Genomic DNA, 24,109 nt, shown 5'->3' with positions numbered 1-24,109 from the left:
AACAGTTACACCGATCCAGACTTCACCACTTGCCCTCCCTTTTCAGCGCCTCGATCCCGCCAATCGCTCGTTCCCGCTGCTTTTCGCGCCTGATGATCTCGGCGATGGCCGCATCATCAGATTTGTCGGCGTAGCGGAATTCGCTGTCGGCGTAGCGGTTTACCTCCTGCAGGATCATCTCCATGGTGATGGGGCCGCGCAGCTCCTCGATCATCGCTTTCTTTTCGTCGTAGCTCCTGTGCAGGAAGGCGCCTGGCGTGGCGAACCAGTCGTCCGGCAGCTCGACATCCATCGCCCGCATCTTCACGGCATCGGTGATGTTCTTGATGGCACGGCCGGTAAACCTAGGCTCGGCGAGCTTGATCTCGTGCAGATAGGCGCCGACATCAGCGAGCGACTTGATGGGGCCCCTTGTCTTCTCATATCGATCCCACACGGCGACCAGCCCGTCTTCCTTCGGGCGGGAGTGCTCGGCATAGGAGGTCGTCACCGCCCGCTTGATCTCCTGGTTGGCGTAAAGCTGGTGATCGCCGAGCGGTATCTTGTGGTTCTTGCCGATGAGCAGCGCGAAGATGTCGATGTAATCGGCCTCGGTCTGCGGCCCGTCCACGAGCCAGCGGGCACCGGCCCGTTGACGCAGCGCGTCATCGACATTCTCGGGATAGTTAGAGAACATGCCGAAGGTGGCATTGCCGCGCACGACGGTGGAGGCGCCGGCGAAGCTCTCCATCAGCACGGCAGTCACTTCATGCTGGCCGGCCGAGGCCCGGTCGTCGGAGCGCTTGGCCGTCACCTGGTCGACATCGTCAATGGTGCCGAAACCGATCGCGCGCGGGTTCGTAACATTGTTTACGAACTGCTTGCAGTTCTGCCCCGACTTGCCCTGGTAGGACGAGATCTGGTCGACGCCGAAGTTCTCATAGTGGAAGGCATAGCCCGCGACCTGGCAGTAATCATTGAGCAGGCCGGCGATCATCTGGATCAGGATGGTCTTGCCCGTGCCCGGCATGCCATCGCCGATGAAGGTGAAGAGAAAGCCACCCAGTTCGACAAAGGGGTTCATCTGCCGGTCGAAATCATAGGCCATCAGCATCTTGGCCAGCTTCATGCCCTGATACTTGGCGATATGGTTGCCGACGATCTCCTCCGGCTTCTTGAAGGTCATGACCAGCGGCTTGCGCTTGGCGCCGGGCGCAACATCGAAACCATCCAGCGAGAAATCGTCCTGGTCGATGCGGATATGCACATTTTCGAAACTTGCAAGTCCGGTAAAGCGGGCCTTGCGCGAGATCAGCCCTTCGACGGCATCCCGAAGGAAGGCACGGGCGCGGGCCACCTGCGCGAGTTCATCCGGTGCACCCGCCAAGGCCTCATCCAGACCGGCGACCAGGCTTTTCAGCGCATCCTGCGGCGTATCGAACAGGTAATCCGGCTCCCGCCCATCCTCAACCGGCTCGCTCTCGCCGGCCAACATGGCCAGCATATAGGCGCAAAAGGAAAAGGCAGCGACATAGGCGGAGGCCGACAGCAGCGCCTTGAAGCGCTCGGCATCAGCCCCCTGCAGCGGCGCCGACAGATTGCGCGCCTGCAGCGATTCCAGGTCGCTCTGCCGGGCAAAGACCTCGCCGATGGCAAGCGCCACCTGCGCGCCCCGCCGCGCGCGATAGAGCAGCGTATGCGCCTGCGGCGACAGCAGCGGATCGCCGGGCTTCACCGCACGGATTGTCTTTTCCAGCTCCACCTCGCGCGTGCGCCGGACGGACGTGGTCGACACCGTCGAGACGAAGCGGCGACCGGTTCCGGCAAGCGCGGTCCCTGAGGCCCCATCGCCGGGATCGAGCACGATAACGCGTGTCACCAGCCCCTGCGCCACCGCCAGATGCTTGGCAATATCGTCCTCGTGGATGGTGGTCAGGCCGGCATTCAATCCGCTCATCGCTTAGACCTCGCTGACGACGTTGTTTCCTGAGATCACATGGACCTTGTAATTGCCGAAGATCGCGGCCGCCTCTCCGGAGGCATAAAGCGCCTGATAGGCATCGTGCGGCACCAGCGCATGCTTTTCATAGGCGGATACGCCCATGCGCGCGGCTTCCAGATCATTGGTCTCAATATGGAATTCCTGCATGGCCGGTGTCGATGAGAAAAAGCCTTTGACCGCCGGCCGCTCGGCCTTGGAAAACACCTCCTGCACCGTCCAGGTCAAGAGCCAGGCATTGTCAGGCTTGCGGACCCGCGACAGTATCTCGTTGATACGCGCGTTGTTCTCGGTAATGCCGGCGGAATAGAATGGTCCCAGCACGACGCGGCGCAACACCTTGGGATGCAGGGTGGGGAAATCCTTGTCCATATTGGTGGCGATGGTCGCCGGCGTCAGGGAATAGGCCCCGTTCTTGCCGACAAAATCATCGAAGGCGGCGGCGAGTTCCGGGTTCAGCAGCCCGCCCACCGGCAAGGGAATCTCGACCTCAGGATTGAGCTTGCCGTCGCGCCCGACCAGGAGCCGCGTCATGTTATCAGAACTGTCCTCGATGCCGGCGACATAGACCATCGGCAGGGTATTGGCGCCATCGAACACCGCCCAGGTGACGATGCATAGCGGACGGCCGGACTTCTCGTTCACGCTCACATGGATGGTTTCGGGCAGCACCAGTGGCGAGAAGATCTCGCCCTTTCCAATCTGCTCCAGGTAAAGCCGCTCGGCCATCTGCGTCTGCAAGGCGGTCGGGAACTCCCGGTTACGCAGGATGAAATCGGCCATCTCCGAGCGGATCGCCGCGCCATCGGGAATGGCGGCCAGCCGCTTTTCGGCGCTGCCGCGGTCGTTTTCCAGTTCCAGCACGTTCTGGAAGACAGGAAAACCGCTTTCAGCGCGGGAGATGCGGAACTGCTCCGTAAATCCGATGCGGTTCTGCCAGCAGGAAAACGAGTTCTTCAGCCGGTCGAGATAGCGCAGCAGAATACCGCCAGCCGCCATGCTGCCGCCAAGCTTGACGTCGGGATTGGAGAGATAGATCTCCAACCCGCCCAGCGCCGCCTGAATGGAGCGGAAATATTGGGACACCGGCCCTTCGGTGGCGTTCAGCATGAAGGCATCCCACAAAGCGATGAAGTTTCGGCTACCTCGCCGTCTGACGTTGCGCGATGACATACCCCCCTCTGCCCTGCCGGGCATCTCCCCCTCAAGGGGGGAGATCGAATCGCGGCAGCGTCTTGCCAAACATCAACCTCTGAAGTGGAGATTGGCCATACCCCCCTCTGTGCTGCCGCACATCTCCCCCTCAAGGGGGGAGAGCGACCCGCGGCGACGTCTTGCAAAACATCAACCGTGGCGAGGGAATGCGGGCGGGGCACCTTGCCGATCTCCCCCCTTGAGGGGGAGATGCCCGGCAGGGCAGAGGGGGGTACCTTGCTCACCGATACACGGCTCATAGATAGCCAACCGCCACTCACGGCTTCACGTAATTGGCCGAATTGTGCTTCTCCAGCACCGTCTGGAAACGCCGGGCGAAGGCGTCGTCGGCGAGCTTCTTGCGGCGCTGGATGTCCTGGGTCGCGAGCATGTTCTTCTCGTGCAGTTCCAGCAGGTCGCCGATATGGCGCTGCGCGGCCGAGCCGATGCCGGCCATGGTTTCCTCTGCGGCCGTATCGACCTGGCTGCCCAGCGTGTTGATCTTGTGGGCGACATCCTGCTGGGCGGCCGTCTTCAACGAGTCCTCGAGCGCCTTGTAGAGCACGATGCGCTGCTCGGTATCGATGGTCAGCTTGTTGATCAGCGTGTTCTGCGCCGCGATCTGGTTGTTCAGGCTGTCGACGAAGGTCTGGAACATCGAGGTGTAGCGCTCCAGCGTCTGGCTCTCGGCCAGAAGCTCCTGTTCCTTGGCCTGGGCCTGGTTGTATTCCGTCGCGAGCCTGGAACGCTCGCCCTCCAGCTCGGTGCGGGCCGTCTGGTCGGTGGAGGCCGCGATCTTGTTCTCGATATCGAGCAGCATCGGGTTCAATTCCTCAATGCGCTTCTGCGTCGCTTCCAGGCTCGCCACCGTGCCCTTGCGGCGCTCGATGACCTGGATGAGGCTCTGTTCGGAGCTCTTGTAGCGCTGGTCGAGAACCGTGCGCTGCTCCTTCAGGATGCCGACGATGCTGTCGGACTTGGCCAAGAGCTCCTGCAGGTTGCCGGCCAGCGACATGTTGCGCACACGCTCGGTGCGCATGCGCTGCGCCTTCTGCTTGGAGAAGATGCCGATGAATTTTTCATAGCCGGAATAGCTCTTCATGCTCTCGAATTCGGAGCCGAACACGTTGGTCGCATCCTCGAGCCCGATGATAAGGTCGGCGATATTCGCCTCCATCACCTTCTGCTGCTTGATGACATCCTGGATGCGGGCATTTTCGATGTCGAAATTGGCGTCGCCCAGCTTGGTGTCGGCCTTGGCGAACTGGTCCAGCACCGCGCCTGACTGTTCCATCTTGCCGCGCATCTCGTTGACGATGCCGCGGGTCTTCTCGATTTCGCTGTCGAAGGATTGAAGCGTGGCCATGCCGGTGATCTCCCTTTGCAATTGTCGTCAAGCAGCCCCGGCAGACCGGGAGGCATTTCGACCGCGACCTTATACGAAAACCGCAACGTGAAAACGGTCGCCGCCGGGTCAAGCGGAAAAAACTCAGCATTTATATGGAGACGGGATCGAACGTTGCAAGCAGGCGTTGCCGCGCGGACGGATCGGCCAGGCCAACCGTCCGCGCTCCCCCTTCAAAGGAGGCTACATGCAAGGCAGCCTTACTCAATTCGCCGGCGGGTTCTTCAGATAGGCGATGAGGTTGGCGACGTCTTCGGGCTTCTTGACGCCGGCAAACGACATCGTCGTGCCCTTCACCAGTTCCCGCGGCTTTGGCAGGTACTGCGCAAGCAGTTCTTCCGTCCAGACCTTGCCGTCGGCGCCGAATTCGGTCATCGCCTTGGAATATTTGAAGCCTTCCACCGAGGCTACCGGACGGCCGACGACACCCATCAGCGATGGGCCGACCTTGTTCTTGGCATCGGTGGCGTTGTGACAGGCGGCACAGAGCTTGAACGTGTTGGCTCCGGCGACGGGATCGCCCTCGGCAAGCACGGACCCGGCCGGAACGACGAGGCACACAGCCAGTATAAGACAGTTCAGTTTCATCATGGACCTTTCCTTTGATCGGCAGGCCGCTTCTCCCCGGCCGCCATCTTGGAAGTGTAATCCCCTGCCCCGGGCTCTGCCATCGTGCAGAACGTCGCGATCTTGATGTTTGTCAATTCGCTGACCGCCAGATCCGTTTTCACCCCGTGCTGCGACGCGAAATAAAAATGCAGGAGTCGCAAACAGGGAGGTGCATTCGCCGCAAACGCGCAGGGCACGCTTGCAAATGTGGTTTAATAACTGTTGACTTGGGAACATTACAAAAAAACCGGGAGCATACACATGACCAAATCCAACCTCTATCGCACTGCGCTCGCCGCTACCGTGTCGATCATGGCGCTCGGCCTGACGCCGGCCGCTGCCGCTGAACCGGAAAGCTGCTCCAAGGTGCGGTTCTCCGATGTCGGCTGGACGGACATCACCGCCACGACGGCAACCGCTTCCGTCGTTCTTAAGGCCCTCGGCTACGAGCCGGAAGTCACGGTCCTGTCGGTCCCGGTGACCTATCAGTCCCTGAAGAACAAGGACATTGACGTCTTCCTCGGCAACTGGATGCCGGCCCAGGAAAAGGACGTGAAGCCTTATCTCGACGACAAGACCGTCGAATCGCTCGGCGCGAACCTGGAAGGCGCGAAGTACACGCTCGCTACCAATGCCAAGGGTGCTGAACTCGGCATCAAGGATTTTTCCGACATCGGCAAGCACAAGGATGCGCTTGATGGAAAGATCTACGGCATCGAGCCGGGCAATGACGGCAACCGCCTCGTCATGACCCTGATCGAGAAGAACGAGATGGGCATGGGCGGCCTCGAAGTGGTCGAATCCTCCGAGCAGGGCATGCTGGCGCAGGTTGCCCGCGCTGAAAAGGATGGCAAGCCGGTCGTCTTCCTCGGCTGGGCGCCGCACCCGATGAACTCCACCTTCAAGCTGACCTACCTCACCGGCGGCGATTCCACCTTCGGCCCGAACTTCGGCGGCGCCACCGTCTACACCAACACCCGCGCCGGCTATGTCGCCGAATGCCCCAATGCCGGCAAGTTCATCAGCAACCTGAAGTTCTCGCTCGACATGGAGAACGAGATCATGGGCAAGATCCTCAACGATGGCGAGGATCCGGAAAAGGCAGCAACCGACTGGCTGAAGGCCAATGGCGCGGCTGTTGAGCCCTGGGTTGCCGGTGTCACCACCAAGGACGGGAAACCGGGCCTCGAGGCTGTCAAGGCAGCCCTCGGACTGTAGTCTGATGCCAGCGGGCCGGTCACTCCGGCCCGCATTCATTTCCGCCATATCCTTTATTGATCAGGCAGGTGTCAGGACGTGAATTTCCTCCCCGAATGGCTCATCGACTCCAGCGGCAAGCTGAAGATCGGCATATGGGCAAAATCCTTTGTCGATTGGCTGACGGCGAATGCCGACTGGTTTTTCGACTGGCTGTCTTCCATACTTTCGATCTCCATCGACGCGCTGCTTTTCGTCCTGCAATGGCCGAACGCCTTCGTGCTGATCGCGCTGTTCACCGGTCTTTCCTGGTGGCTGCGCCGGTCCGTCGGGGCCGCACTCTTCACCTGTCTTGGGCTGCTCCTGATCTATAACCAGGGCTACTGGAAGGAAACGACGGAGACGCTCGCCTTGGTGCTGGCATCGGCCGGCGTGAGCATGCTCATCGGCGTGCCTCTCGGCATTGCTGCCGCCCGCCGTCCCTGGTTCTATGCCTTCATGCGGCCCGCGCTCGACCTGATGCAGACCATTCCGACCTTCGTCTACCTGATCCCGGCGCTCATCCTGTTCGGTCTCGGCATGGTCCCCGGCCTCATCGCCACCGTCATCTTCGCCATTCCCGCGCCGATCCGCATGACCCGGCTCGGCGTCGTCTCCACACCGCCCTCCCTGGTGGAGGCTGCGGTCGCCTTCGGCGCCACCCCCACCCAGGTGCTGCGCAAGGTCGAGCTTCCCTTCGCCATGCCGCAGATCATGGCCGGACTCACCCAGACCATCATGCTGTCGCTGTCGATGGTCGTCATCGCCGCGCTTGTCGGCGCCAGCGGCCTCGGCGTGCCCGTCGTGCGCGCACTCAACACCGTCAACATTGCCCGCGGTTTCGAGGCGGGCCTTTGCATCGTCATCCTCGCCATCATCCTCGACCGGATGTTTAGAACTGAGAATGCGGAGGACGGGGCATGACCGACGCAGTCATCTTCGGAAATGTCGACATCATCTTCGGTGACCACCCCGACAAGGCGCTGGCCATGGTCGACCAGGGCAGAACGCGCGATGAGATCAGCGCCGAGACAGGCCTGGTGCTCGGCGTCGCCGGTGCATCGCTGGCGGTCAAGGAAGGCGAGATCCTGGTGCTGATGGGCCTCTCTGGCTCCGGCAAGTCGACCCTGCTGCGGGCCGTAAACGGCCTCGCACCGGTCGTGCGCGGCAATGTCAGCGTCAATACCGCAACCGGCAGCGTCGACCCCTACAAGGCCAGCGCCAAGGCGCTGCGGGACCTGCGCATGCACACCGTCTCCATGGTGTTCCAGCAATTCGCGCTGCTGCCCTGGCGCACGGTAGCGGAAAATGTCGGCTTCGGTCTGGAACTCGCCGGCGTGCCGGATGCCGAGCGCAAGCAGAGAGTCTCCCAGCAACTCGAACTGGTGAATCTGGCCAAATGGGCGGACCGTCGCGTGGGCGAACTTTCGGGCGGCATGCAGCAGCGCGTCGGCCTTGCCCGTGCCTTTGCCACCGGCGCGCCGATCCTGTTGATGGACGAGCCCTTCTCCGCGCTCGATCCGCTGATCCGCACTCGATTGCAGGATGAGTTGCTGGAATTCCAGGCGCGCCTGAAGAAGACGATCCTCTTCGTCAGCCACGACCTGGACGAGGCCTTCCGCATCGGCAACCGCATCGCCATTATGGAAGGCGGCCGGATCATCCAGTGCGGCACGCCGCAGGAGATCGTCCAGAACCCGACCAACCAATATGTTGCGGATTTCGTGCAGAACATGAATCCGATCAACATGCTGACGGCCCGCGACGTGATGCGGGACGGCGTGGAGACGGATGGCACACAGGTCGGCGTGACGGGAACCGCAAAGCCGGAAACGCCGCTCATCGAAATCCTTGATGCGCTTTCGCGCCAGCCGGGCAATATCGGCGTTGTTGACAACGGCTCAGTCATCGGCTCCATCTCGGCGCAGGACGTCGTGGCGGGGCTGACTCGCCATCGCCGCCGGTAACTGCGATGCGGCGGTCATCCCGCCGCGCGCCTGACCTGCCCGATGGGAGACACTGGAGATGGCCGACAAATCCTCGGTTATCCGCGAAACCGACGAGGATGCGCGCCGCCTGGCCCGCACCCTCTACCGCGGCGCCCGCCATGTGGCGCTGGCGGTGATCGATCCCGAGACCAGCTTTCCCTTTGCCAGCCGCGTGCTGATGGGAGCCGACATTGACGGCGCAGGCGTGATCCTCGTGTCCCGCCTTTCCGCCCATACCCGCGCGCTCGACAAGGATCCGCGCGCCTCCATCCTGGCCGGGGAGCCCGGCAAGGGTGATCCGCTGGCCCATCCGCGCCTGACCCTGCAATGCCTTGCCGAACCGGTCGACCGGGACAGCGCCGATCATGGACGGCTGCGGTCACGATTTCTTGCCCGCCATCCCAAGGCAAAACTCTATGCGGATTTCCCCGATTTCCGCTTCTTCCGCATGATCCCGCAGCATGCGAGTCTCAATGGCGGCTTTGGACGGGCGTTCCTGCTTGAGGCCGCGGACTTCCGGCTGCCGCCGATATCCTTCCCAGAAATAGTCGATGGCGAGGCTGGCCTACTGCGAAATTTAGTGATCGATTTTCCGGATATCGCCGATCGCATTGCGCGCGGACCGGGCAAGGCAAACCACGGGAAGTGGCAGCTCTGCGGCATCGATTCAGGCGGTATCGACTTGATTTCAGGAGATAATTTGCTGCGCCACGAATTCGACGACACCCTCACGGACCTAGCCGGGATCATTAAAGAGATTACTAAAACAGCATACCCGATACCTTAATTTTAGGCATATACAATTGTCCTGACATTGGTAAATTGCTGAAATAAGTTTTCACGAATTGCAAAACTGTGGCCGCCAATGGCCTCGGAATTTAGGAAAGTAAGCCAACCATGAAAACGAAGTTATTGTCGGATCAGTCGAACATCGCTGCCGGCCTTCTCTCGGCAATGGCCAATCCCAAGCGCCTCATGATTCTTTGCAGCCTGGTGGAAGGCGAGGTGCCGGTGGGTGTTCTCGCATCGCAGGTGGGCCTCAGCCAATCCGCTCTCTCGCAGCATCTGTCGAAATTGCGCGCACAGAAGCTGGTGAAAACCCGCCGCGACGCGCAGACGATTTATTATTCCAGCAGCTCGGAACAGGTCATCAAGGTTCTACAGACGCTGGAAGACATTTATTGCCAGCCCACTGCCAGCAAGTCCGCCGCCTGATGACAGCGCTGCCATGACGGCGGCCTGACAGTCAGAACGGATAAAACGACATTTCGGCCTTGTCGGCACAATGTTAGCGTAACCAATTTTTTGAAACTGGCAGGGCCGGCAGATCATCTCGATTTGCCGGCCTTGTGCTTTGGCGGCTGGGCCTAAGCTCTATGCCTGAAAGAATTCAGGCTTCAGCCCGCTGCCGGACTGAAGCCTGTTATGGGCTGCCGCTGGTCAGGCGGAAAGCATCGAAAACTGCCCTTTTCGGCGGGACCCTGCAGACGATTGCAGACAGAGATACCCGCAAGCTTTGAACCCCCGTCGATCGCGAGGTTGCGCCCGGTTGAGCGCAATCGCACGATCGCGACTATCCAGCCGCCGGCACAGTGCCAGCCTTGCCTTGCCTTAAACTGATCCTTCCGCAGTTGCGAAGGGCGATCCGCGCACCGACGCAGCTGACGGCCACCCGAATGCAGTTGACGCTGCCTAGCGCCCTGATAATTTGACCGGACAGTAAAGATTCCGGCATGCCAGCCGCCAGGGGGCAGATGGCCGCCCGAAAAGACAAGGGCCGAGACAGGGCCATGGAGAAAACAATGTCCAACCGCCAAAACACGCCCAACGACCTCAGGGCCTTCTGGATGCCGTTCACCGCGAACCGGCAGTTCAAGCAGGCGCCGCGCATGTTCGTTGCCGCCCAGGATATGCATTACACCACCCATGACGGCCGCCAGGTGCTGGACGGCACGGCGGGCCTGTGGTGCGTCAATGCCGGCCATTGTCGCCCGAAGATCACCGAGGCGATCCGCGAACAGGCGGGCGAGCTTGACTATGCGCCGGCCTTCCAGCTCGGCCATCCCAAGGCCTTCGAACTGGCCAACCGCTTGGTTGACATCGCGCCCGAGGGCATGAACCACGTGCTCTACACCAATTCCGGCTCGGAATCGGTGGAAACGGCGCTGAAGGTGGCGCTGGCCTATCACCGGGTGAAGGGCAACGGCTCCCGCTTCCGCCTCATCGGTCGCGAGCGCGGCTATCACGGCGTCAATTTCGGCGGCATCTCGGTCGGTGGCATCGTCGCCAACCGCAAGATGTTCGGCACGCTGCTGACCGGCGTCGACCACATGCCGCATACCCATCAGCCGGGCAAGAACGCCTTCACCAGGGGCCAGCCGGAACATGGCGGCGACCTGGCGGCTGAACTGGAGCGTATCGTCACCCTGCATGACGCCTCGACGGTTGCGGCCGTCATCGTCGAGCCGGTGGCAGGCTCCACCGGCGTGCTGATCCCGCCGAAGGGCTACCTGGCCAAGCTGCGCGAGATCTGCACCAAGCACGGCATCCTCTTGATCTTCGACGAGGTCATCACTGGCTATGGCCGCCTGGGCGCCCCCTTTGCCGCCCAGTACTACGACGTGATGCCTGACATGATCGTCACCGCCAAAGGCCTGACCAATGGCGTCATCCCGATGGGTGCGGTGTTCGTGACCTCGGAAATCCACGACGCCTTCATGAGCGGCCCCGAGCACATGATCGAGTTTTTCCACGGCTACACCTATTCGGGCAACCCGATCGCCTCGGCCGCCGCACTCGCCACGCTCGACACCTACAAGGAAGAGGGCCTGCTGACCCGCGCCCTGGACATCGCGCCCTATTGGGAAGAGCAGTTGCATTCACTGCGCGACTGCCCCCATGTCATCGACATCCGCAACACCGGCCTGATCGGCGCCATCGAGCTCGACCCTATCGCCGGCGAACCGACCAAGCGCGCCTTCTCCGCCTTCCTGAAGGCCTATGAAGACGGCCTGCTGATCCGCACGACCGGCGACATCATCGCGCTCTCGCCACCGCTGATCATCAGCAAGGACCAGATCGACGAACTCTTCGACAAGCTGCGCAAGGTGCTGATGAAGAACATTTGAGGACGAGGGATAAAATCCCCTCACCTGAAAAATCTAGCACTTGAGCTACGCTAAGATGCTGATTTTTCTTCCTCTCCCACAAGGGGAGAGGCGAAGATGGTGTCCAGCCGATAGGTCATTTACAAAACAGACCGGATAGGTGGTTTACAGTTTTTGACTGGAATCGCCCTTTCTCTCTGTTTGTTTGGGAATGGGTTGGAGTTTTTCCTTGCTCCTCTCGATGCGTCCGATCGGTCGGTCGTAGAAGCGGACCTCGAACACGTCGTCGTCGATCTCGATGATGCCGATCCGGTCGGCGATGATGGCGGTGGAGATATAGACGAAGCCGCCTTTCCATTTGATCTCGCCATTGGAGCGCACTCGCCGGACCACGGCGCCGTCGGGATAATCCGGTTCGGGGATCTTCTGCGGCATAGCCCGCGGGCTCGCCCGGTAGAGGCTGGCCGGCGGTTTCTGGGCGAGCGCCTCGTGCGGGCGCTCCTCGTTGTAGTCGCGCCGGAAGCGATCGAAGCGCTCCTGCTGCGCGGCGCGGCTCTCCTCGGGCGGCATCATCGCCTCCTTCAGGGTGAGGTGAAAGCGCTCGTGCCGGCCGTTCTGCTGCGGCTTGCCGGGGGCGATGCGGTCATGACGAATGCCCAGCCTCGTCCAGTGGGCCGAGAGGCTCGTGAGCCCGGTGACGGAAGCAGATGCAAACGGGCTGCCATTGTCGGTGAGGATCACTTCGGGCAGGCCATGCTCCTCGAAAGCCTGGCGAAACAGCGGATGGGCTTCGTTGGCGCTGGTCGTCTGCGTTGCCGACAGCGACACGAGATAGCGGCTGAAGCCATCGGTCACGGTGAGCGGTTCCAGCCTTGCCCCGTAAGGGGTTGCCACCCAGCCCTTGTGATCGGCCGACCAGACATGGTTGGGATAGAGCGGCTCGGTCGGCGACATTCCTGTCACCGGAACACGCCGCCGTCGTGAGCGCCCCTTCACCAGACCCGCCCGCTTCAGGATCTCGCCGGCCGTCGACGCAGCCGGCCAGACGACACCCGGCTGTCGGTTCGAAAGAAAGGCCACGAGCTTCTTCGGCCCCCAGTTCGGTCGCCGCTCACGCAGCGATATCAGCGCCTCGGCAATCACATCCGCCGTCTGACGCCCATGCACATGCGGCGCACTGGAGCGATCCTCCAAAGCCGCCACACCGCCTTCACGATAGCGGCCAAGCCACTTGTAGCCGGTGACACGGCTGATCGCATAGTGCACGCACAGCTTTGACATCGACATCTCGCCGGCAAGACAGTCACTGATAAACGAAACCCGCTGATCCATCACATTGCTTGCATTCCAGGACATCGCAGACCCTCCTGCCAATGTCGGAATGTAAACACCCTATCCGGTCTGTTCTGTCAGCAACCTAACCGGTCTGGACAGACGTCCTACCTCTCCCCGCTGTGGGAGAGGTTACAAAATCGAGGGCTTAGCCGAAGGCTAAACCTCAGATTTTGTTGGTGAGGTGAAGAAACCTGGAAAAAGATCATCCCCTGATCTGAAAAATCTAGCACTTGAGCTACGCTAAGATGCTGCTCTGACACACGGGGGAGAGGTGGAGATGGTCCCACGCTCCTAAACGCTTCCCTTTGTGGGGGGGGCCCCCCCCCTTTCCCGCCGGGAACCCCCCCCCCAGGGGGGGGGGGGGGGGGGGGAGATCGGAATGCCGCACCCCCTGCCTTTTCAATAGCTTGAATGGTTTGCGGGTATCGCGACGGCGCCGCGAGTCGATCTCCCCCCTTGTGGGGGAGATGTCCGGCAGGACAGAGGGGGTACGCGCGCGCTTTTGAGTAAGCTGTCTCAAGCCACCCCATCTACTCTACCGCCGTTGCACCTCCACTCCCCCAGCCAGATCACAATCGGGGACCAGCGACGGCAAACATTTCTGCTTCCGCCGGGCAGCGTGAAACCGGCGGATATCAGCACCTTTGCCGCCCGAATAGGCAGTCGAAGGCGCCGGCACACCCAGGCGCGTCAAGGAGACTGCTTTCGCGCCCTTCCTTGTCAGTGCATTTGCCTCTAAAACAGGCACGACTGGGACGAAACATTATCACACCACGGCAAGCAAAACCGACGCAGATCGGATGCCGGGACCAAGGAGACCGACATGAAGTTTCAACTTCTCGCCGGCGCCGCCTTTGCAGCGCTCATCGCATCGACCCCTGCCGCCCATGCGGATATCACCATCGGCATGATGGCGCCGCTCACCGGCCCGCTCGCCGCCATCGGCGCCCAGATCAAGAACGGCACCGAGACCGCCATCGAGGAAATCAACAAGAAGGGCGGCATCAACGGCGAAAAGCTGGTGCTCAAGGTGGCCGACGATGCCGGCGAACCCAAGCAGGGCGTATCTGCCGCCAACCAGTTGATCAGCGAAGACATCCGCTTCGTCGTCGGCCCGGTCACCTCGGGCGTGTCGGTTCCGGCCTCCGCCGTCTTTGCCGAAAACGGCGCGCTGATGGTAACGCCGACTGCCACTTCGCCGGAGCTGACCGCGCGCGGCCTCACCACCGTGTTCCGCACCTGCGGTCGCGACGACCAGCAGGCAGAAGTCGCCGCGAAATATGTCGTTGAAAAGTTCAAGGACAAGAAGATCGCGATCCTCAACGACAAGGGCCAGTATGGCAAGGGTCTCGCCGATGCCTTCAAGGCCTCGTTGAATGCTGCCGGCATCACCGAAGTCTTCAACGACGCCCTGACCGCCGGCGACAAGGATTTCAGCGCGGTGGTGACCCGCCTCAAGTCTGAGGGTGTCGAGGTTCTCTATTTCGGCGGCTATCACCCGGAAGCCGGCCTTCTGATGCGCCAGATGCAGGATGCCGGCATGAAGGTGCAGCTGATCGCTGGTGACGGCCTGTCCAACAGTGAATACATCTCAACCGGCGGTGACGCAGCCAATGGCACGCTCTACACCAATGCCTCAGACGCGCTGAAGAACCCGGAAAGCAAGGTTGCCGCTGATGCGCTGGCCGCCAAGGGCATTCCGGCCGAAGCATTCACGCTGAACGCCTATGCAGCCGTCGAAGTCATCGCTGCCGGCATCGCCAAAGCCGGCAGCACCGATGACGCCGAAGCCGTCGCGACCGCGCTGAAGTCCGGCGAAGGCATCCAGACCGTCATCGGCACGCTCACCTATGGCGAAACCGGCGACCTGACCTCGCAGAGCTTCTCCATGTACAAGTGGGACGCCGGCAAGACGGTCGCCGCCGAGTAAGGCACACGGACAAGGCAGCCGGCGGGGCGACATGCCCTGCCGGTTGCCGTTACCTGACGTTCAGGCCGCCTGCTCCTAGAGGGCCGAAAGGCGGCCGGAAAATACATTTCCGCTTTGCCATTCCTCTCGCATCGTCCTGCTCTTGCCCGGACCGAAGTCTGGGATAGACTGCTGCTCTCACAACAATAAAGAGAGAGGGCGAACGGAATGTGCAATCATTGTGTGATCGAGAATGTGAAACAGAACATGCTCTCGCGGCGCTCGCTGTTTAGAGGCGTGGCGGGCGGCGTTGCTGCAGCGGGGGCTGCGGTCGTGGCGGGCGGGCTGACCTCTCCCGTGATGGCGCAGGCGGCACCCAGCAAGGTCGTGGACCTGACCCATGCCTATGACAGCAGCTTCCCGACCTTCGACGGGACGCCCGGCATTACCTATGAATGGGCGGTGGAATTTGCCAAAAGCGGCTACCAGCTGCACAAGCTGACGATCTTCGAGCATACCGGCACCCATATCGATGCGCCCTTCCACTTCAGCGCCGATGGCACCAGCGTCGACCAGATCGAGCCGCAGAAACTGGTCGCCCCGCTCGTGATCGTCGACATCACCAACAGGGCAAAGGAAGACGCCAATGCCATGGTCGAGGCCGCCGATATCGAGGCCTGGACCAGCGCCAATGGCGCCATTCCCGCAGGCGCCGTGGTCGCACTGCGCTCCGGCTGGGCGAAAAAGGTGAAAGAAGCCGCCTTCCGCAACGATGGCGCCGGAAAATTCGCCTTTCCGGGCTTTGCGAAATCGGCCACCGACCTCCTGCAGACGCTTGACGTGGTGGCGATCGGCGTCGACACGCTCTCGCTCGATCCCGGCAATTCGGCGGATTTCGCCGTGCATAATTCCTGGCTGCCGGCCGGCCGCTACGGCATAGAATGCATGAACAATCTCGAGGAACTGCCGGTGAAAGGCGCCACCGTCGTGGTCGGCGCGCCAAAACATCGCGGCGGCACCGGTGGCCCGGCCCGCGTGCTGGCCTTGGTCTGAGGCGCGGATATGGCCGTTCTTCCCCTGCTTGGCGATGAGGAGGCGGGCGCGGAAGCGCTCGCCGTCTTCAACGAGATCCGCGAGCGGCGCGGTACCGATTACGTCAACAATTTCTGGCGCCTGCTGGCCAATGATCCCGACCAGCTGCGCGCGGTCTGGGACCGGATCCAGACGGTCATGGCGCCCGGTGCGCTCGACCCGCTGGTGAAGGAGCTGATCTATATCGCGGTCTCCACTGCCAATGGTTGCGGTTACTGCGTCCATTCGCACACCGCCTCGGCCAAGGCCAAGGGCATGACGCCGGCCATGCATGCCGAGCTGCTGCAGGTCATCGCGCTCGCCAGCCAGACCAATGCGCTGGCCACCGCCATGGGCGTGCCGGTCGACGCGCGGTTTGATCTTGGCAGCGCGGATAAACAGGCGTGATCCGGCCGCCTTGCAGGACCGGAGGTTCCGCCCTATCTTTGAAGCCATGAGCGCGGCAGGATTTGAGGTGCGGATGTCAGCACTAGGTTTGCCGCACAGCGAAACAGCCTGACACGTGATGGCGCCGGCATGAGGTTTGCGGCATCGGGTCGGACGGCAGGTCCCATGAGGAACGATCCATGGTCGACCCGATAAAGCGCATCTCCCGAACGGAACCGTCGCTGGCGAGCCAGGTCGACAGCACGCTCTCCATCGGCTCCGACGCCAACAATGCCTGGATTGCCGCGCGCCAATCCGAAATCAACGCCGCCCTTGATGACCTGGAACAGGCCGCAAAGGAAGAGCTCGTCCGCCGCAAGGCCGAAGACGAAGCCAAGGAGCAAGGCAACAGCGCCCAGGCCCGCCAATGGGGCGCGCCCTATGGCGACGCGGATGAGGCAGAGGCACCGGAGCCCGAACCGACGCTCTCAGGCGAAAGCGACCGCATCGGCACCCAGAATTTTGACGAATACACGCCTTTCGGGACGCGGGTGGCGATCTTGTGAGGGGTGGGGGTGCGGGTGGCTCGTACTTCCCTCCACACTTTGCGGCTCCCCAGGCATTGCGGATGCCGCCCTCTGATAGCAGTGGAGCCTCGCCCCGCTGTGCCCACCAATAGACGCTGTGGATGGTACCCCCCCTCTGCCCTGCCGGGCATCTCCCCCTCAAGGGGGGAGATCGACCCGCGGCCGCTGCCTCACCAAAATCGATCGCTGCACGGGTTGCTTGAAGGGGGAACAGGCGATCTCAGCCAGCCGATCTCCCCCCTTGAGGGGGAGATGCCCGGCAGGGCAGAGGGGGGTAGTCCCATCACGCGGCCGAGAGGATTCGCCCGCAGGTTGCTCCTCGACCGAAGCCGACAAGGGGTGCCATCGGACGGCGGCCTCGGAGAGGATACCTCGACCTCCGCCCCCTTCCTCACTCCAAATGCACCGCCAGTGTCTGCTTCAGCGTCTTCAGCACCACGCTGGTGGTGAATTTGCGGATATTCGGGTGAAGCTCCATCATGCGGTCGGCAAAGGCATCGAAGTGCTCTACGGAGCCGGCGACGACGACAAGCGTGTAATCCCCGCGCCCCGTGACACACCAGGCCTGCTGCACCTCAGGCGTGTCGGCAATCCAGCGCAGTAGCGGCGGCAGCAATTCCGGGCGGTCGCGCTCCAATTCCAGCTCCACCAGCATGGCGACGCTCGGGCCGAGCTTGCGGCCGTCAACAACAGAGATGTCGCGCAGGATCACCTTGTCTTCCCGCAGCTTCTGCAGACGCCGCTGGGTCGCGGACTGGGACAGCCCCACCCGATGGGCAAGCTCCGCCAGCGTCAGCGTCGCGTCCTTCTGCATCTCCCGAAGGATGGCACGATCGGATTTATCCAGGGTCATGGCAAAATTCCCGACTTTCTCTATCTGGTGGGATTATCTCTCATCCTGAGCCAAAGTTCGGGATTTTCAATCAGGAAATCACAGGCATCATGCACGCCATGACACAAGCTCTTCCCTCCGCCCATTCCATCGCCGCCGCTGCAACCCGCATCGACCGCATCTTCACCCAAAGCCCCCTGGTCGAACAGCGGGCCGCCAATGACACGCTCGGGCTTCGCCTGCTTGCGAAGGTCGAAACGCTCAATCCGATCCGCTCCTTCAAGGGCCGCGGCACCGACTGGTGGCTGATGAACCAGCCACCGAGCCCAGATCCAATCGTCTCCGCCTCCGCCGGCAATTTCGGCCAGGGGCTGGCCTATGCCGGCGCCAAGCATGGACGCCCGGTGATCATCTATGCCGCAACATCCGCCAATCCGGGAAAGATCGAGGCCATGCGCCGGCTGGGTGCCGAGGTGCGGCTGGAAGGCGCGGATTTCGACGCCGCCAAGGGCGCCGGCCGCGCCTTTGCCGAGACCCATGGCTATGCCTTTGTCGAGGACGGCGCGCTGAAGGAAATCGCCGAGGGGGCCGGCACCATCGCATTGGAACTCACGGAAGAACTGACGACCCGCGGGCTCAGCCTTGACGCCATCGTCGTGCCGCTCGGCAATGGCGCGCTGCTGACCGGCATCGGCAGCTGGATCAAGTCCGAGGCGCCGAATTGCCGGGTGATCGGAGTGGTCGCCGCCTCGGCGCCGGCCATGAAGACCTCGTTCGAGACCGGCACTCCCGTCTCCACCGCCACGGCCATCACAGCAGCCGACGGCGTCGCCGTGCGCGAATGCGTGCCCTATGCGCTCGACAGCATGAAGACGACAGTGGACGAGGTCTGGCAGGTGGACGAGGAGACCATCACCGCAGCCCGCAGGCTGTGCCTGCAGCATTACGGGCTGGTGGTGGAGGAAGCCGGTGCCGCAGGACTGGCCGGCATCCTGGCGCGCAAGTCTGACCTTGCCGGGCTGACGGTGGCAACCATCTTCTGCGGCGGCAATGTAAGGTCTCTCGACTAGTTCGGGTTAGAATGGGCGGCTGAAGCTGCCGTTCTCCTCGCCATCCCAATAGCTGATTTCTGCGGCGCGAACCCGGATCATCACGATGCCTGGCGTATCCAACCCCTCGGGAAACCAGCGGTCGAGATCGGCGACCCAGTGCTTTTCCATCGCGGCCCGGTCCTTGATCACGCTCGCATCGCCCTGGACCGCGATGAAGATACCGGGCTTGCCAAACAGGCTCGGCGGCGCGGTGAAGGTCAGGGTCGTTGAGGGATTACCGGCGATCTCCTCTACTTTGCGGGTCTCTTCATAGGAGAAGAAGTAGGAATCGCCGTCGTACTCCACATCCCGGTTGTTGCTCATGGGCCTGGTGGAAATGACCCCGCCGCCACCGTTCGTGCACAGCATGCAGAAATCGATGTCCTTCATGCTTTTTGCCAGGTCTTCGAAGGTTTTGGACGACATGTGTTTCTCCCGCGTTTTCGACACGCTTCGATAAGCGCGCCCGCCGGCTTTTGTTCCGGAGATGGCAGGGGCGGTGAAGACGCTTCCCCTACCCCGCCTCGCCCGCTAAGCTTGCCGCACTGCAGGATAAGGAGACCGTGATGAGCACATTGGAAAGCCGCATCGACCAGGGCGTGGGCCGCGAGCCCGCCGATATCGTGCTGAAGGGCGGCAGTTTCTTCGACCTGGTCAACGGGGAACTCGTCGCCTCCGATATCGCCATCGCTGGCGACCGCATCGTCGGCACCTGTGGCAGCTACCAGGGCAAGACGGAAATCGACATATCCGGACGCATCGTCGTACCGGGCTTCATCGATACGCATCTGCATATTGAAAGCTCGCTGGTGACGCCGCATGAATTCGATCGCTGCGTCCTCCCCTATGGCGTGACCACCGTGATCTGCGATCCCCATGAGATCGCCAATGTGCTCGGCACCGAGGGCATCCAGTTCTTCCTCGACTCGGCCGAGGAGACGATCATGGATATCCGGGTACAGCTCTCCTCCTGCGTGCCGGCAACCCATCTGGAGACATCGGGCGCCGACCTGCCGATCGAACGGCTGCTGCCGTTCCGCAGCCACCCCAAGGTGATCGGCCTTGCCGAATTCATGAATTTCCCGGGCGTGATCCACAAGGATCCGGTCTGCATGGCCAAGCTCGAAGCCTTTGAAGGCGGCCACATCGATGGTCATGCGCCGCTGCTGCTCGGCAATGATCTCAACGGCTATCTCGCCGCTGGCATCCGCACCGAACACGAGGCGACCTCGGCCGCCGAGGCGATGGAGAAGATCCGCAAGGGCATGCATATCCTGGTGCGCGAGGGCTCCGTGTCCAAGGACCTGCATGCCCTGATGCCGATCATCACCGAGCGGCTCTCGCCTTTCCTGGCGCTGTGCACCGACGACCGCAACCCGCTTGATATCGCCGAACAGGGCCATCTCGACTACATGATCCGCACGGCGATTGCCGAGGGCGTGGAACCGATCGCCATCTACCGCGCGGCATCCATCTCCGCCGCCCGCGCCTTTGGGCTGAGGGATCGCGGCCTGGTGGCGCCGGGTTGGCGGGCGGATCTCGTGGTGGTCGACAGCCTGGAAAACTGCAAGGCGCAGATGGTGTTTGCCGCCGGGCGCCGGGTGACGCCGGAGCTGTTTTCCACCCGCAAGCCGGTCGCGGCCGTCGGCCTCGATAGCGTCAGGGCACGAACGGTGAAGGCGGCTGATTTTGCCGTTCCGGTGGCCGAAGGCGAAACGCCTGTGATCGGCGTGCTGCCCGGCAAGATCATCACGGAACACCGTCGCTACCGTCTGCCGGTCCAAGGCAACCAGTCCACCGTCGATCTCGCCCACGACATCATCAAGGTCGCCGTGATCGAGCGCCATGGTAAGAACGGCAACCATGCCAACGGCTTCGTCCAGGGTTTCGGCCTGAAGAAGGGTGCCATCGCCTCGACCGTCGGCCATGACAGCCACAATATCTGCGTGGTGGGCGTATCGGAGGAGGACATGGCGCTGGCCGCCAACAGGCTTTCCGAGATCAAGGGCGGCTTCGTCGTCGTGGAAGATGGCAAGGTGACGGGTGAGATAGCACTGCCGGTGGCCGGGCTGATGAGCCTTGAGCCGTATGAAAGCGTGCGCGACACGCTGCATACGCTGCGCCACGCCGCCTATGCCCTCGGCACCACCCTGCAGGAACCCTTCCTCCAGGTCGCCTTCCTGCCGCTTCCCGTCATCCCGCACCTGAAAATCTCGGACAAGGGCATGGTGGATGTCGACAAGTTTGCGCTGATCGGGTGACGGGTTGGCAAAACCAGGAACTTGTACCATATTAGGGACAAGTAGGAGATCGGTCGCATGGACACCATATTCTTTTCCAAAGCCCGCGCCGAACTCGCAGGACTGCTTGACAGGGTCAACGAGGATGCGAGCGCGATTGAGATCGTCCGCCGTGACAAACCCTCTGCCGTGTTGATCGGCAAGGAGGAATATGAGGGCATGATGGAGACGATCCATCTTCTGTCGTCACCCGCCAATGCGGCCCGATTGTTGAAGGCCAAGGCCGAGATCAACGACGGTCGATTTGAGGTCAAGGATATCGCTGATCTGCTAGGCTCTTGATCATGCGACTGGCCTTTAGCGCAAGCGGTTGGGAGGATTATCTTTACTGGCAATCGGTCGATCGCAAGACATTGGAGCGCATCAATGATCTTATTAGCGACGTATTGCGGCATCCCTTCGAGGGAATCGGCAAGCCTGAACCTTTGAAAGGCAAACTGAGAGGCTTCTGGTCACGTCGAATCAATCAAGAACATCGACTTGTCTATGAGGTTGTCGGCACCGGCCAAGAGCAGACGGTGGTGATCGCCCAATGTCGCTACCACTATTGAACGGCATTAAATCCGTGTCTATGCCGCTGAGCAATGGCGGGGCAGCCCAGCGTCAACCGGAACCCATCCCATGACCGTTTCCACCCTTCGACAGCGGCTCCAGCGCCTCTATTCCGGACGAGACACGGCGGCGATCAGGTTTCAGGCGGCGTTGATGCTGGTGGATCTCGCCATCATCGCCTTCTTTCTGGCCGGCCCCTATATTCGCGATCGTCCAAGCTATCTGGTGCTCGATTATCTGATCGCGGTCTGGATCGCGGCGGAGCTTGCGGCACAGGCCGTGGTGGCGCCCAGCGTCAGGCGCTTCCTCGGCAAGCCGATGACCTGGCTCGACCTGTTCGTACTCTGCACCCTGCTCTTTCCGCAATTCCTGTTCAATTTCGCCTTCCTGCGGGTGGCCCGCATCTGGGCCCTGGCACAGCGGCCGATCTTCACGCTGATGTTGCGGCGGCTAGGGCTGCGGCAGCAGATCGACGTTGTCACCGCTTTCATCAATTTCCTGGTGTTCCTGTTTCTGGTGACAGGCTTCGTCTACACCTTCTTCTTTTCTCATCTGGAGGGCAGCGCGGGTTTCATAGACGCGCTGTATTTTACCGTCGCGACCGTCACGACGACAGGCTTCGGCGATATCACGCTACCCGGTCATTTCGGAAAGCTGACCTCCATCGTGACCATGATCATCGGCATCTCGCTGTTCGTGCGGCTCGCCCAGGCCGTCGTACGTCCCTACAAGGTCACCTTCCCCTGCCCGCAATGCGGCCTGCAACGGCATGATGCGGATGCCGTACACTGCAAAGCCTGCGGCCATGTTCTCAATATCCCCGATGAGGGACTTTAGAAAACAGCAGACGGGGCGCAGCCTGCACTGCGCCCCGTCATGAGATGAATTCGGCTACCGCATCAATCGCGGTAGAGCACCATGCCTGCGTGGTAGAGAATGCCCTGGCGGAAATCGCCGTCGGCGGTGAAGCCGGTATCATCGACATAGTCGATGTGATCGCCCTTCACCTGATAGCGCCCCTGATAGGCACGTTCCTTGTTGCCGCGCGCTTCGATATAGCGGCCGTTGGGCAGCAATTCGTGGCGAATATGGCCGTCACCCGTCACCCAAAGTCCCACATAGTGATTGCTGGTCATATCGTTTTTCTCCTGTAAATCCTGAAATTCGCTGCGGCCGATCCTGAGCGTCGGCGAAAGGGCCGACGGTACGAATAGCGATACGGCCACGAACACGAAGGCGGCGGCTGTCGTGCCCGCCTCCAGAATGAGCCCCATCAGGCCCCTACCCATTGAGCCCATACCTGCGGGCAAGCGCCACGCGCCTGCGATGCTGATAGCTGGCCACGCCCCTGCGCAATGCCGAGGCGGCCCTGAACGGCCACCGCAACGGGGCCTCTAAAGCTGCTTGTAAATTTGCCATCGCCAATCTCCGTTTTTCATCATTGGCTGGAAAAGCCGGACAGCGGAGATATGGGGGGCGGATCGAAAATCCGATAGAACAGATGGCCGGCAGGATTGCACAATAATCCGAAAGTGCCAGCGCTTGAATTCCCAACCGTACCGCTTACCTGTAGATCACTATGCAAGCACCTGAATTCAATAGACTACCGGGATCGTCAATGTCGCACCAACAGGAATTGATCGACCTTATTGCACAACACACCGGCGAGGATGGTGTGCACACCACACCCATCCCGCGGCTTTCGCTGGTGCGCATGTCCCAGCCCACGGAGCCGATCCATTCGGTCCACCAGCCGGCCTTGTGCATCGTGGTCCAGGGGCAAAAGCAGGTCATGCTGTGCGAGCAGGTCATCGACTACGGTGCCGGCCGCCATTTGGTCGTCTCGGTGGATGTCCCGATCGTCGGCCAGATCATCGGCGCAACGCAGGACACGCCCTATCTCTGCCTGAAGCTGGATCTCGACCTCGCCGCTCTTGGTGATCTCGTGCTCGGCATGAACCGTGTGATAGAGCGCAAGCCGACCTGCAAGGCGCTCGGGATCGGCGAAACGCCCGATCACCTGCTGGATGCGGCGCTCAGGCTGGTACGCCTGTTGAACCGCCCCGACGACGTGCCATTCCTTGCGCCGTTGATCGAGCGGGAGATCCTGTACCATCTTCTGTGCGGCGAGCAGGCCGGCATCTTGCACCAGATCCTTACCCCTAACAACCGGCTGCAGAACGTCAACCGCGCGATCAACTGGATCAAGGAAAACTACCGCAAGCCCTTCAGCATCGAGCGCATTGCCGAGGAAGCGCGCATGAGCACCTCATCCCTGCACGAACATTTCCGCGACATCACCAATATGAGCCCGCTGCAATATCAGAAGCAGTTGCGGCTGCAGGAGGCGCGGCGGCTGATCCTGACCCAGGCCATGGACGCGGCCACAGCAGGCCATCGCGTGGGCTACGACAGCCCCTCGCAGTTCAGCCGGGAATACCGCCGCCAATTCGGCGCACCGCCGCTGAAGGACGTCAGCCGCCTGCGCGCCGATCCGGACCGCTTTGCCGAGGCCTGAAGCCCGCGCG

Annotated in this window: 24 protein-coding genes; 16 read left to right on the top strand and 8 right to left on the bottom strand. The window is 61.7% G+C overall.

Annotation, left to right across the window (positions count from 1 at the left end; all coding sequences use genetic code 11):
* Nucleotides 1-22 precede the first annotated feature (22 nt).
* From B9A97_RS18835 to B9A97_RS18815, 4 genes are all read right to left on the bottom strand, one after another.
* Entirely contained in the window at nt 23-1,936 is a 1,914-nt protein-coding gene (locus tag B9A97_RS18835) for an AAA family ATPase (RefSeq protein ID WP_084367023.1), read from the bottom strand.
* Nucleotides 1,937-1,939: 3 nt separating this feature from the next.
* On the bottom strand, nt 1,940-3,088 hold the full coding sequence (locus tag B9A97_RS18830) for a hypothetical protein (RefSeq protein ID WP_084367066.1): 1,149 nt from the start codon (nt 3,086-3,088) through the stop codon (nt 1,940-1,942).
* A gap of 361 nt (nt 3,089-3,449) precedes the next feature.
* The gene (locus B9A97_RS18820) at nt 3,450-4,538 is read right to left on the bottom strand and encodes a hypothetical protein (RefSeq protein WP_084367021.1); all 1,089 of its coding nucleotides are present in this window, start codon (nt 4,536-4,538) and stop codon (nt 3,450-3,452) included.
* Between the two features lie 243 nt (nt 4,539-4,781).
* On the bottom strand, nt 4,782-5,165 hold the full coding sequence (locus B9A97_RS18815) for a c-type cytochrome (RefSeq protein ID WP_084367064.1): 384 nt from the start codon (nt 5,163-5,165) through the stop codon (nt 4,782-4,784).
* Nucleotides 5,166-5,447: 282 nt separating this feature from the next.
* On the opposite strand from B9A97_RS18815, the gene B9A97_RS18805 reads away from it, so the two are divergent.
* From B9A97_RS18805 to B9A97_RS18780, 6 genes are all read left to right on the top strand, one after another.
* Complete coding sequence (locus tag B9A97_RS18805; RefSeq protein ID WP_084367017.1) at nt 5,448-6,404, top strand: choline ABC transporter substrate-binding protein; 957 nt, start codon at nt 5,448-5,450, stop codon at nt 6,402-6,404.
* A 78-nt stretch (nt 6,405-6,482) separates the two neighbouring features.
* On the top strand, nt 6,483-7,346 hold the full coding sequence (gene choW / locus B9A97_RS18800) for a choline ABC transporter permease subunit (protein WP_084367016.1): 864 nt from the start codon (nt 6,483-6,485) through the stop codon (nt 7,344-7,346).
* On the top strand, nt 7,343-8,389 hold the full coding sequence (gene choV / locus B9A97_RS18795) for a choline ABC transporter ATP-binding protein (protein ID WP_084367014.1): 1,047 nt from the start codon (nt 7,343-7,345) through the stop codon (nt 8,387-8,389). Before choW ends, choV begins: the two co-directional genes overlap by 4 nt.
* 58 nt (nt 8,390-8,447) lie before the next feature.
* Entirely contained in the window at nt 8,448-9,197 is a 750-nt protein-coding gene (locus B9A97_RS18790) for a HugZ family pyridoxamine 5'-phosphate oxidase (RefSeq protein ID WP_084367012.1), read from the top strand.
* A 110-nt stretch (nt 9,198-9,307) separates the two neighbouring features.
* Nucleotides 9,308-9,625, top strand: a complete 318-nt coding sequence (locus tag B9A97_RS18785; protein ID WP_084367010.1) for an ArsR/SmtB family transcription factor — start codon at nt 9,308-9,310, stop codon at nt 9,623-9,625.
* Between the two features lie 587 nt (nt 9,626-10,212).
* A complete protein-coding gene (locus B9A97_RS18780; protein ID WP_084367008.1) occupies nt 10,213-11,538 on the top strand; it encodes an omega-aminotransferase AptA in 1,326 nt (441 codons plus the stop codon).
* A gap of 144 nt (nt 11,539-11,682) precedes the next feature.
* On the opposite strand, the gene B9A97_RS18775 is transcribed toward B9A97_RS18780, so the two are convergent.
* Nucleotides 11,683-12,873 carry an integrase core domain-containing protein gene (locus B9A97_RS18775; protein WP_244564287.1) on the bottom strand — a complete coding sequence of 397 codons (1,191 nt, stop codon included), beginning with the start codon at nt 12,871-12,873 and terminating at the stop codon, nt 11,683-11,685.
* A gap of 802 nt (nt 12,874-13,675) precedes the next feature.
* Between B9A97_RS18775 and B9A97_RS18765 the strand changes: the two genes are divergently transcribed.
* The 4 genes from B9A97_RS18765 to B9A97_RS18750 all read left to right on the top strand — a co-directional run bounded on the left by B9A97_RS18765 (nt 13,676) and on the right by B9A97_RS18750 (nt 16,785).
* Nucleotides 13,676-14,782 (top strand): branched-chain amino acid ABC transporter substrate-binding protein, encoded by a 1,107-nt coding sequence (locus B9A97_RS18765; protein WP_084367004.1) that lies wholly within the window; start codon nt 13,676-13,678, stop codon nt 14,780-14,782.
* Between the two features lie 207 nt (nt 14,783-14,989).
* On the top strand, nt 14,990-15,814 hold the full coding sequence (locus B9A97_RS18760; RefSeq protein ID WP_084367002.1) for a cyclase family protein: 825 nt from the start codon (nt 14,990-14,992) through the stop codon (nt 15,812-15,814).
* A 9-nt stretch (nt 15,815-15,823) separates the two neighbouring features.
* Complete coding sequence (locus B9A97_RS18755; protein WP_084367000.1) at nt 15,824-16,240, top strand: carboxymuconolactone decarboxylase family protein; 417 nt, start codon at nt 15,824-15,826, stop codon at nt 16,238-16,240.
* A gap of 179 nt (nt 16,241-16,419) precedes the next feature.
* Nucleotides 16,420-16,785 (top strand): hypothetical protein, encoded by a 366-nt coding sequence (locus B9A97_RS18750; RefSeq protein WP_084366998.1) that lies wholly within the window; start codon nt 16,420-16,422, stop codon nt 16,783-16,785.
* Between the two features lie 412 nt (nt 16,786-17,197).
* On the opposite strand, the gene B9A97_RS18740 is transcribed toward B9A97_RS18750, so the two are convergent.
* Nucleotides 17,198-17,659 carry an Lrp/AsnC family transcriptional regulator gene (locus B9A97_RS18740; RefSeq protein ID WP_084366996.1) on the bottom strand — a complete coding sequence of 154 codons (462 nt, stop codon included), beginning with the start codon at nt 17,657-17,659 and terminating at the stop codon, nt 17,198-17,200.
* Nucleotides 17,660-17,748: 89 nt separating this feature from the next.
* On the opposite strand from B9A97_RS18740, the gene B9A97_RS18735 reads away from it, so the two are divergent.
* Nucleotides 17,749-18,708 (top strand): threonine ammonia-lyase, encoded by a 960-nt coding sequence (locus B9A97_RS18735; protein ID WP_244564286.1) that lies wholly within the window; start codon nt 17,749-17,751, stop codon nt 18,706-18,708.
* Nucleotides 18,709-18,714: 6 nt separating this feature from the next.
* Here the strand turns inward: B9A97_RS18735 and B9A97_RS18730 are convergent, their stop codons facing one another.
* The gene (locus tag B9A97_RS18730) at nt 18,715-19,155 is read right to left on the bottom strand and encodes a pyridoxamine 5'-phosphate oxidase family protein (RefSeq protein WP_084366994.1); all 441 of its coding nucleotides are present in this window, start codon (nt 19,153-19,155) and stop codon (nt 18,715-18,717) included.
* A 140-nt stretch (nt 19,156-19,295) separates the two neighbouring features.
* Here B9A97_RS18730 and ade point away from each other — a divergent pair, with 140 nt between their 5' ends.
* From ade to B9A97_RS18710, 4 genes are all read left to right on the top strand, one after another.
* A complete protein-coding gene (gene ade / locus B9A97_RS18725) occupies nt 19,296-20,990 on the top strand; it encodes an adenine deaminase (RefSeq protein WP_084366992.1) in 1,695 nt (564 codons plus the stop codon).
* A gap of 57 nt (nt 20,991-21,047) precedes the next feature.
* A complete protein-coding gene (locus tag B9A97_RS18720; RefSeq protein WP_084366990.1) occupies nt 21,048-21,311 on the top strand; it encodes a type II toxin-antitoxin system Phd/YefM family antitoxin in 264 nt (87 codons plus the stop codon).
* A gap of 2 nt (nt 21,312-21,313) precedes the next feature.
* Nucleotides 21,314-21,580, top strand: coding sequence for a Txe/YoeB family addiction module toxin (locus tag B9A97_RS18715; RefSeq protein WP_084366989.1), 267 nt, complete (start codon nt 21,314-21,316; stop codon nt 21,578-21,580).
* Between the two features lie 70 nt (nt 21,581-21,650).
* A complete protein-coding gene (locus tag B9A97_RS18710; protein ID WP_084366987.1) occupies nt 21,651-22,418 on the top strand; it encodes an ion channel in 768 nt (255 codons plus the stop codon).
* Nucleotides 22,419-22,480: 62 nt separating this feature from the next.
* Here the strand turns inward: B9A97_RS18710 and B9A97_RS30190 are convergent, their stop codons facing one another.
* Nucleotides 22,481-22,870, bottom strand: a complete 390-nt coding sequence (locus B9A97_RS30190) for an Atu4866 domain-containing protein (protein ID WP_143530588.1) — start codon at nt 22,868-22,870, stop codon at nt 22,481-22,483.
* Between the two features lie 329 nt (nt 22,871-23,199).
* On the opposite strand from B9A97_RS30190, the gene B9A97_RS18700 reads away from it, so the two are divergent.
* Complete coding sequence (locus B9A97_RS18700; protein ID WP_084366983.1) at nt 23,200-24,099, top strand: AraC family transcriptional regulator; 900 nt, start codon at nt 23,200-23,202, stop codon at nt 24,097-24,099.
* The last annotated feature ends 10 nt before the right edge of the window (nt 24,100-24,109 follow it).

This window comes from Rhizobium sp. RU36D, from assembly GCF_900176345.1.
Taxonomy (GTDB): Bacteria; Pseudomonadota; Alphaproteobacteria; order Rhizobiales; family Rhizobiaceae; genus Allorhizobium.
Note: the sequence above shows the minus strand (reverse complement) of the source record. Positions and strands in the feature narration are given on the sequence as shown.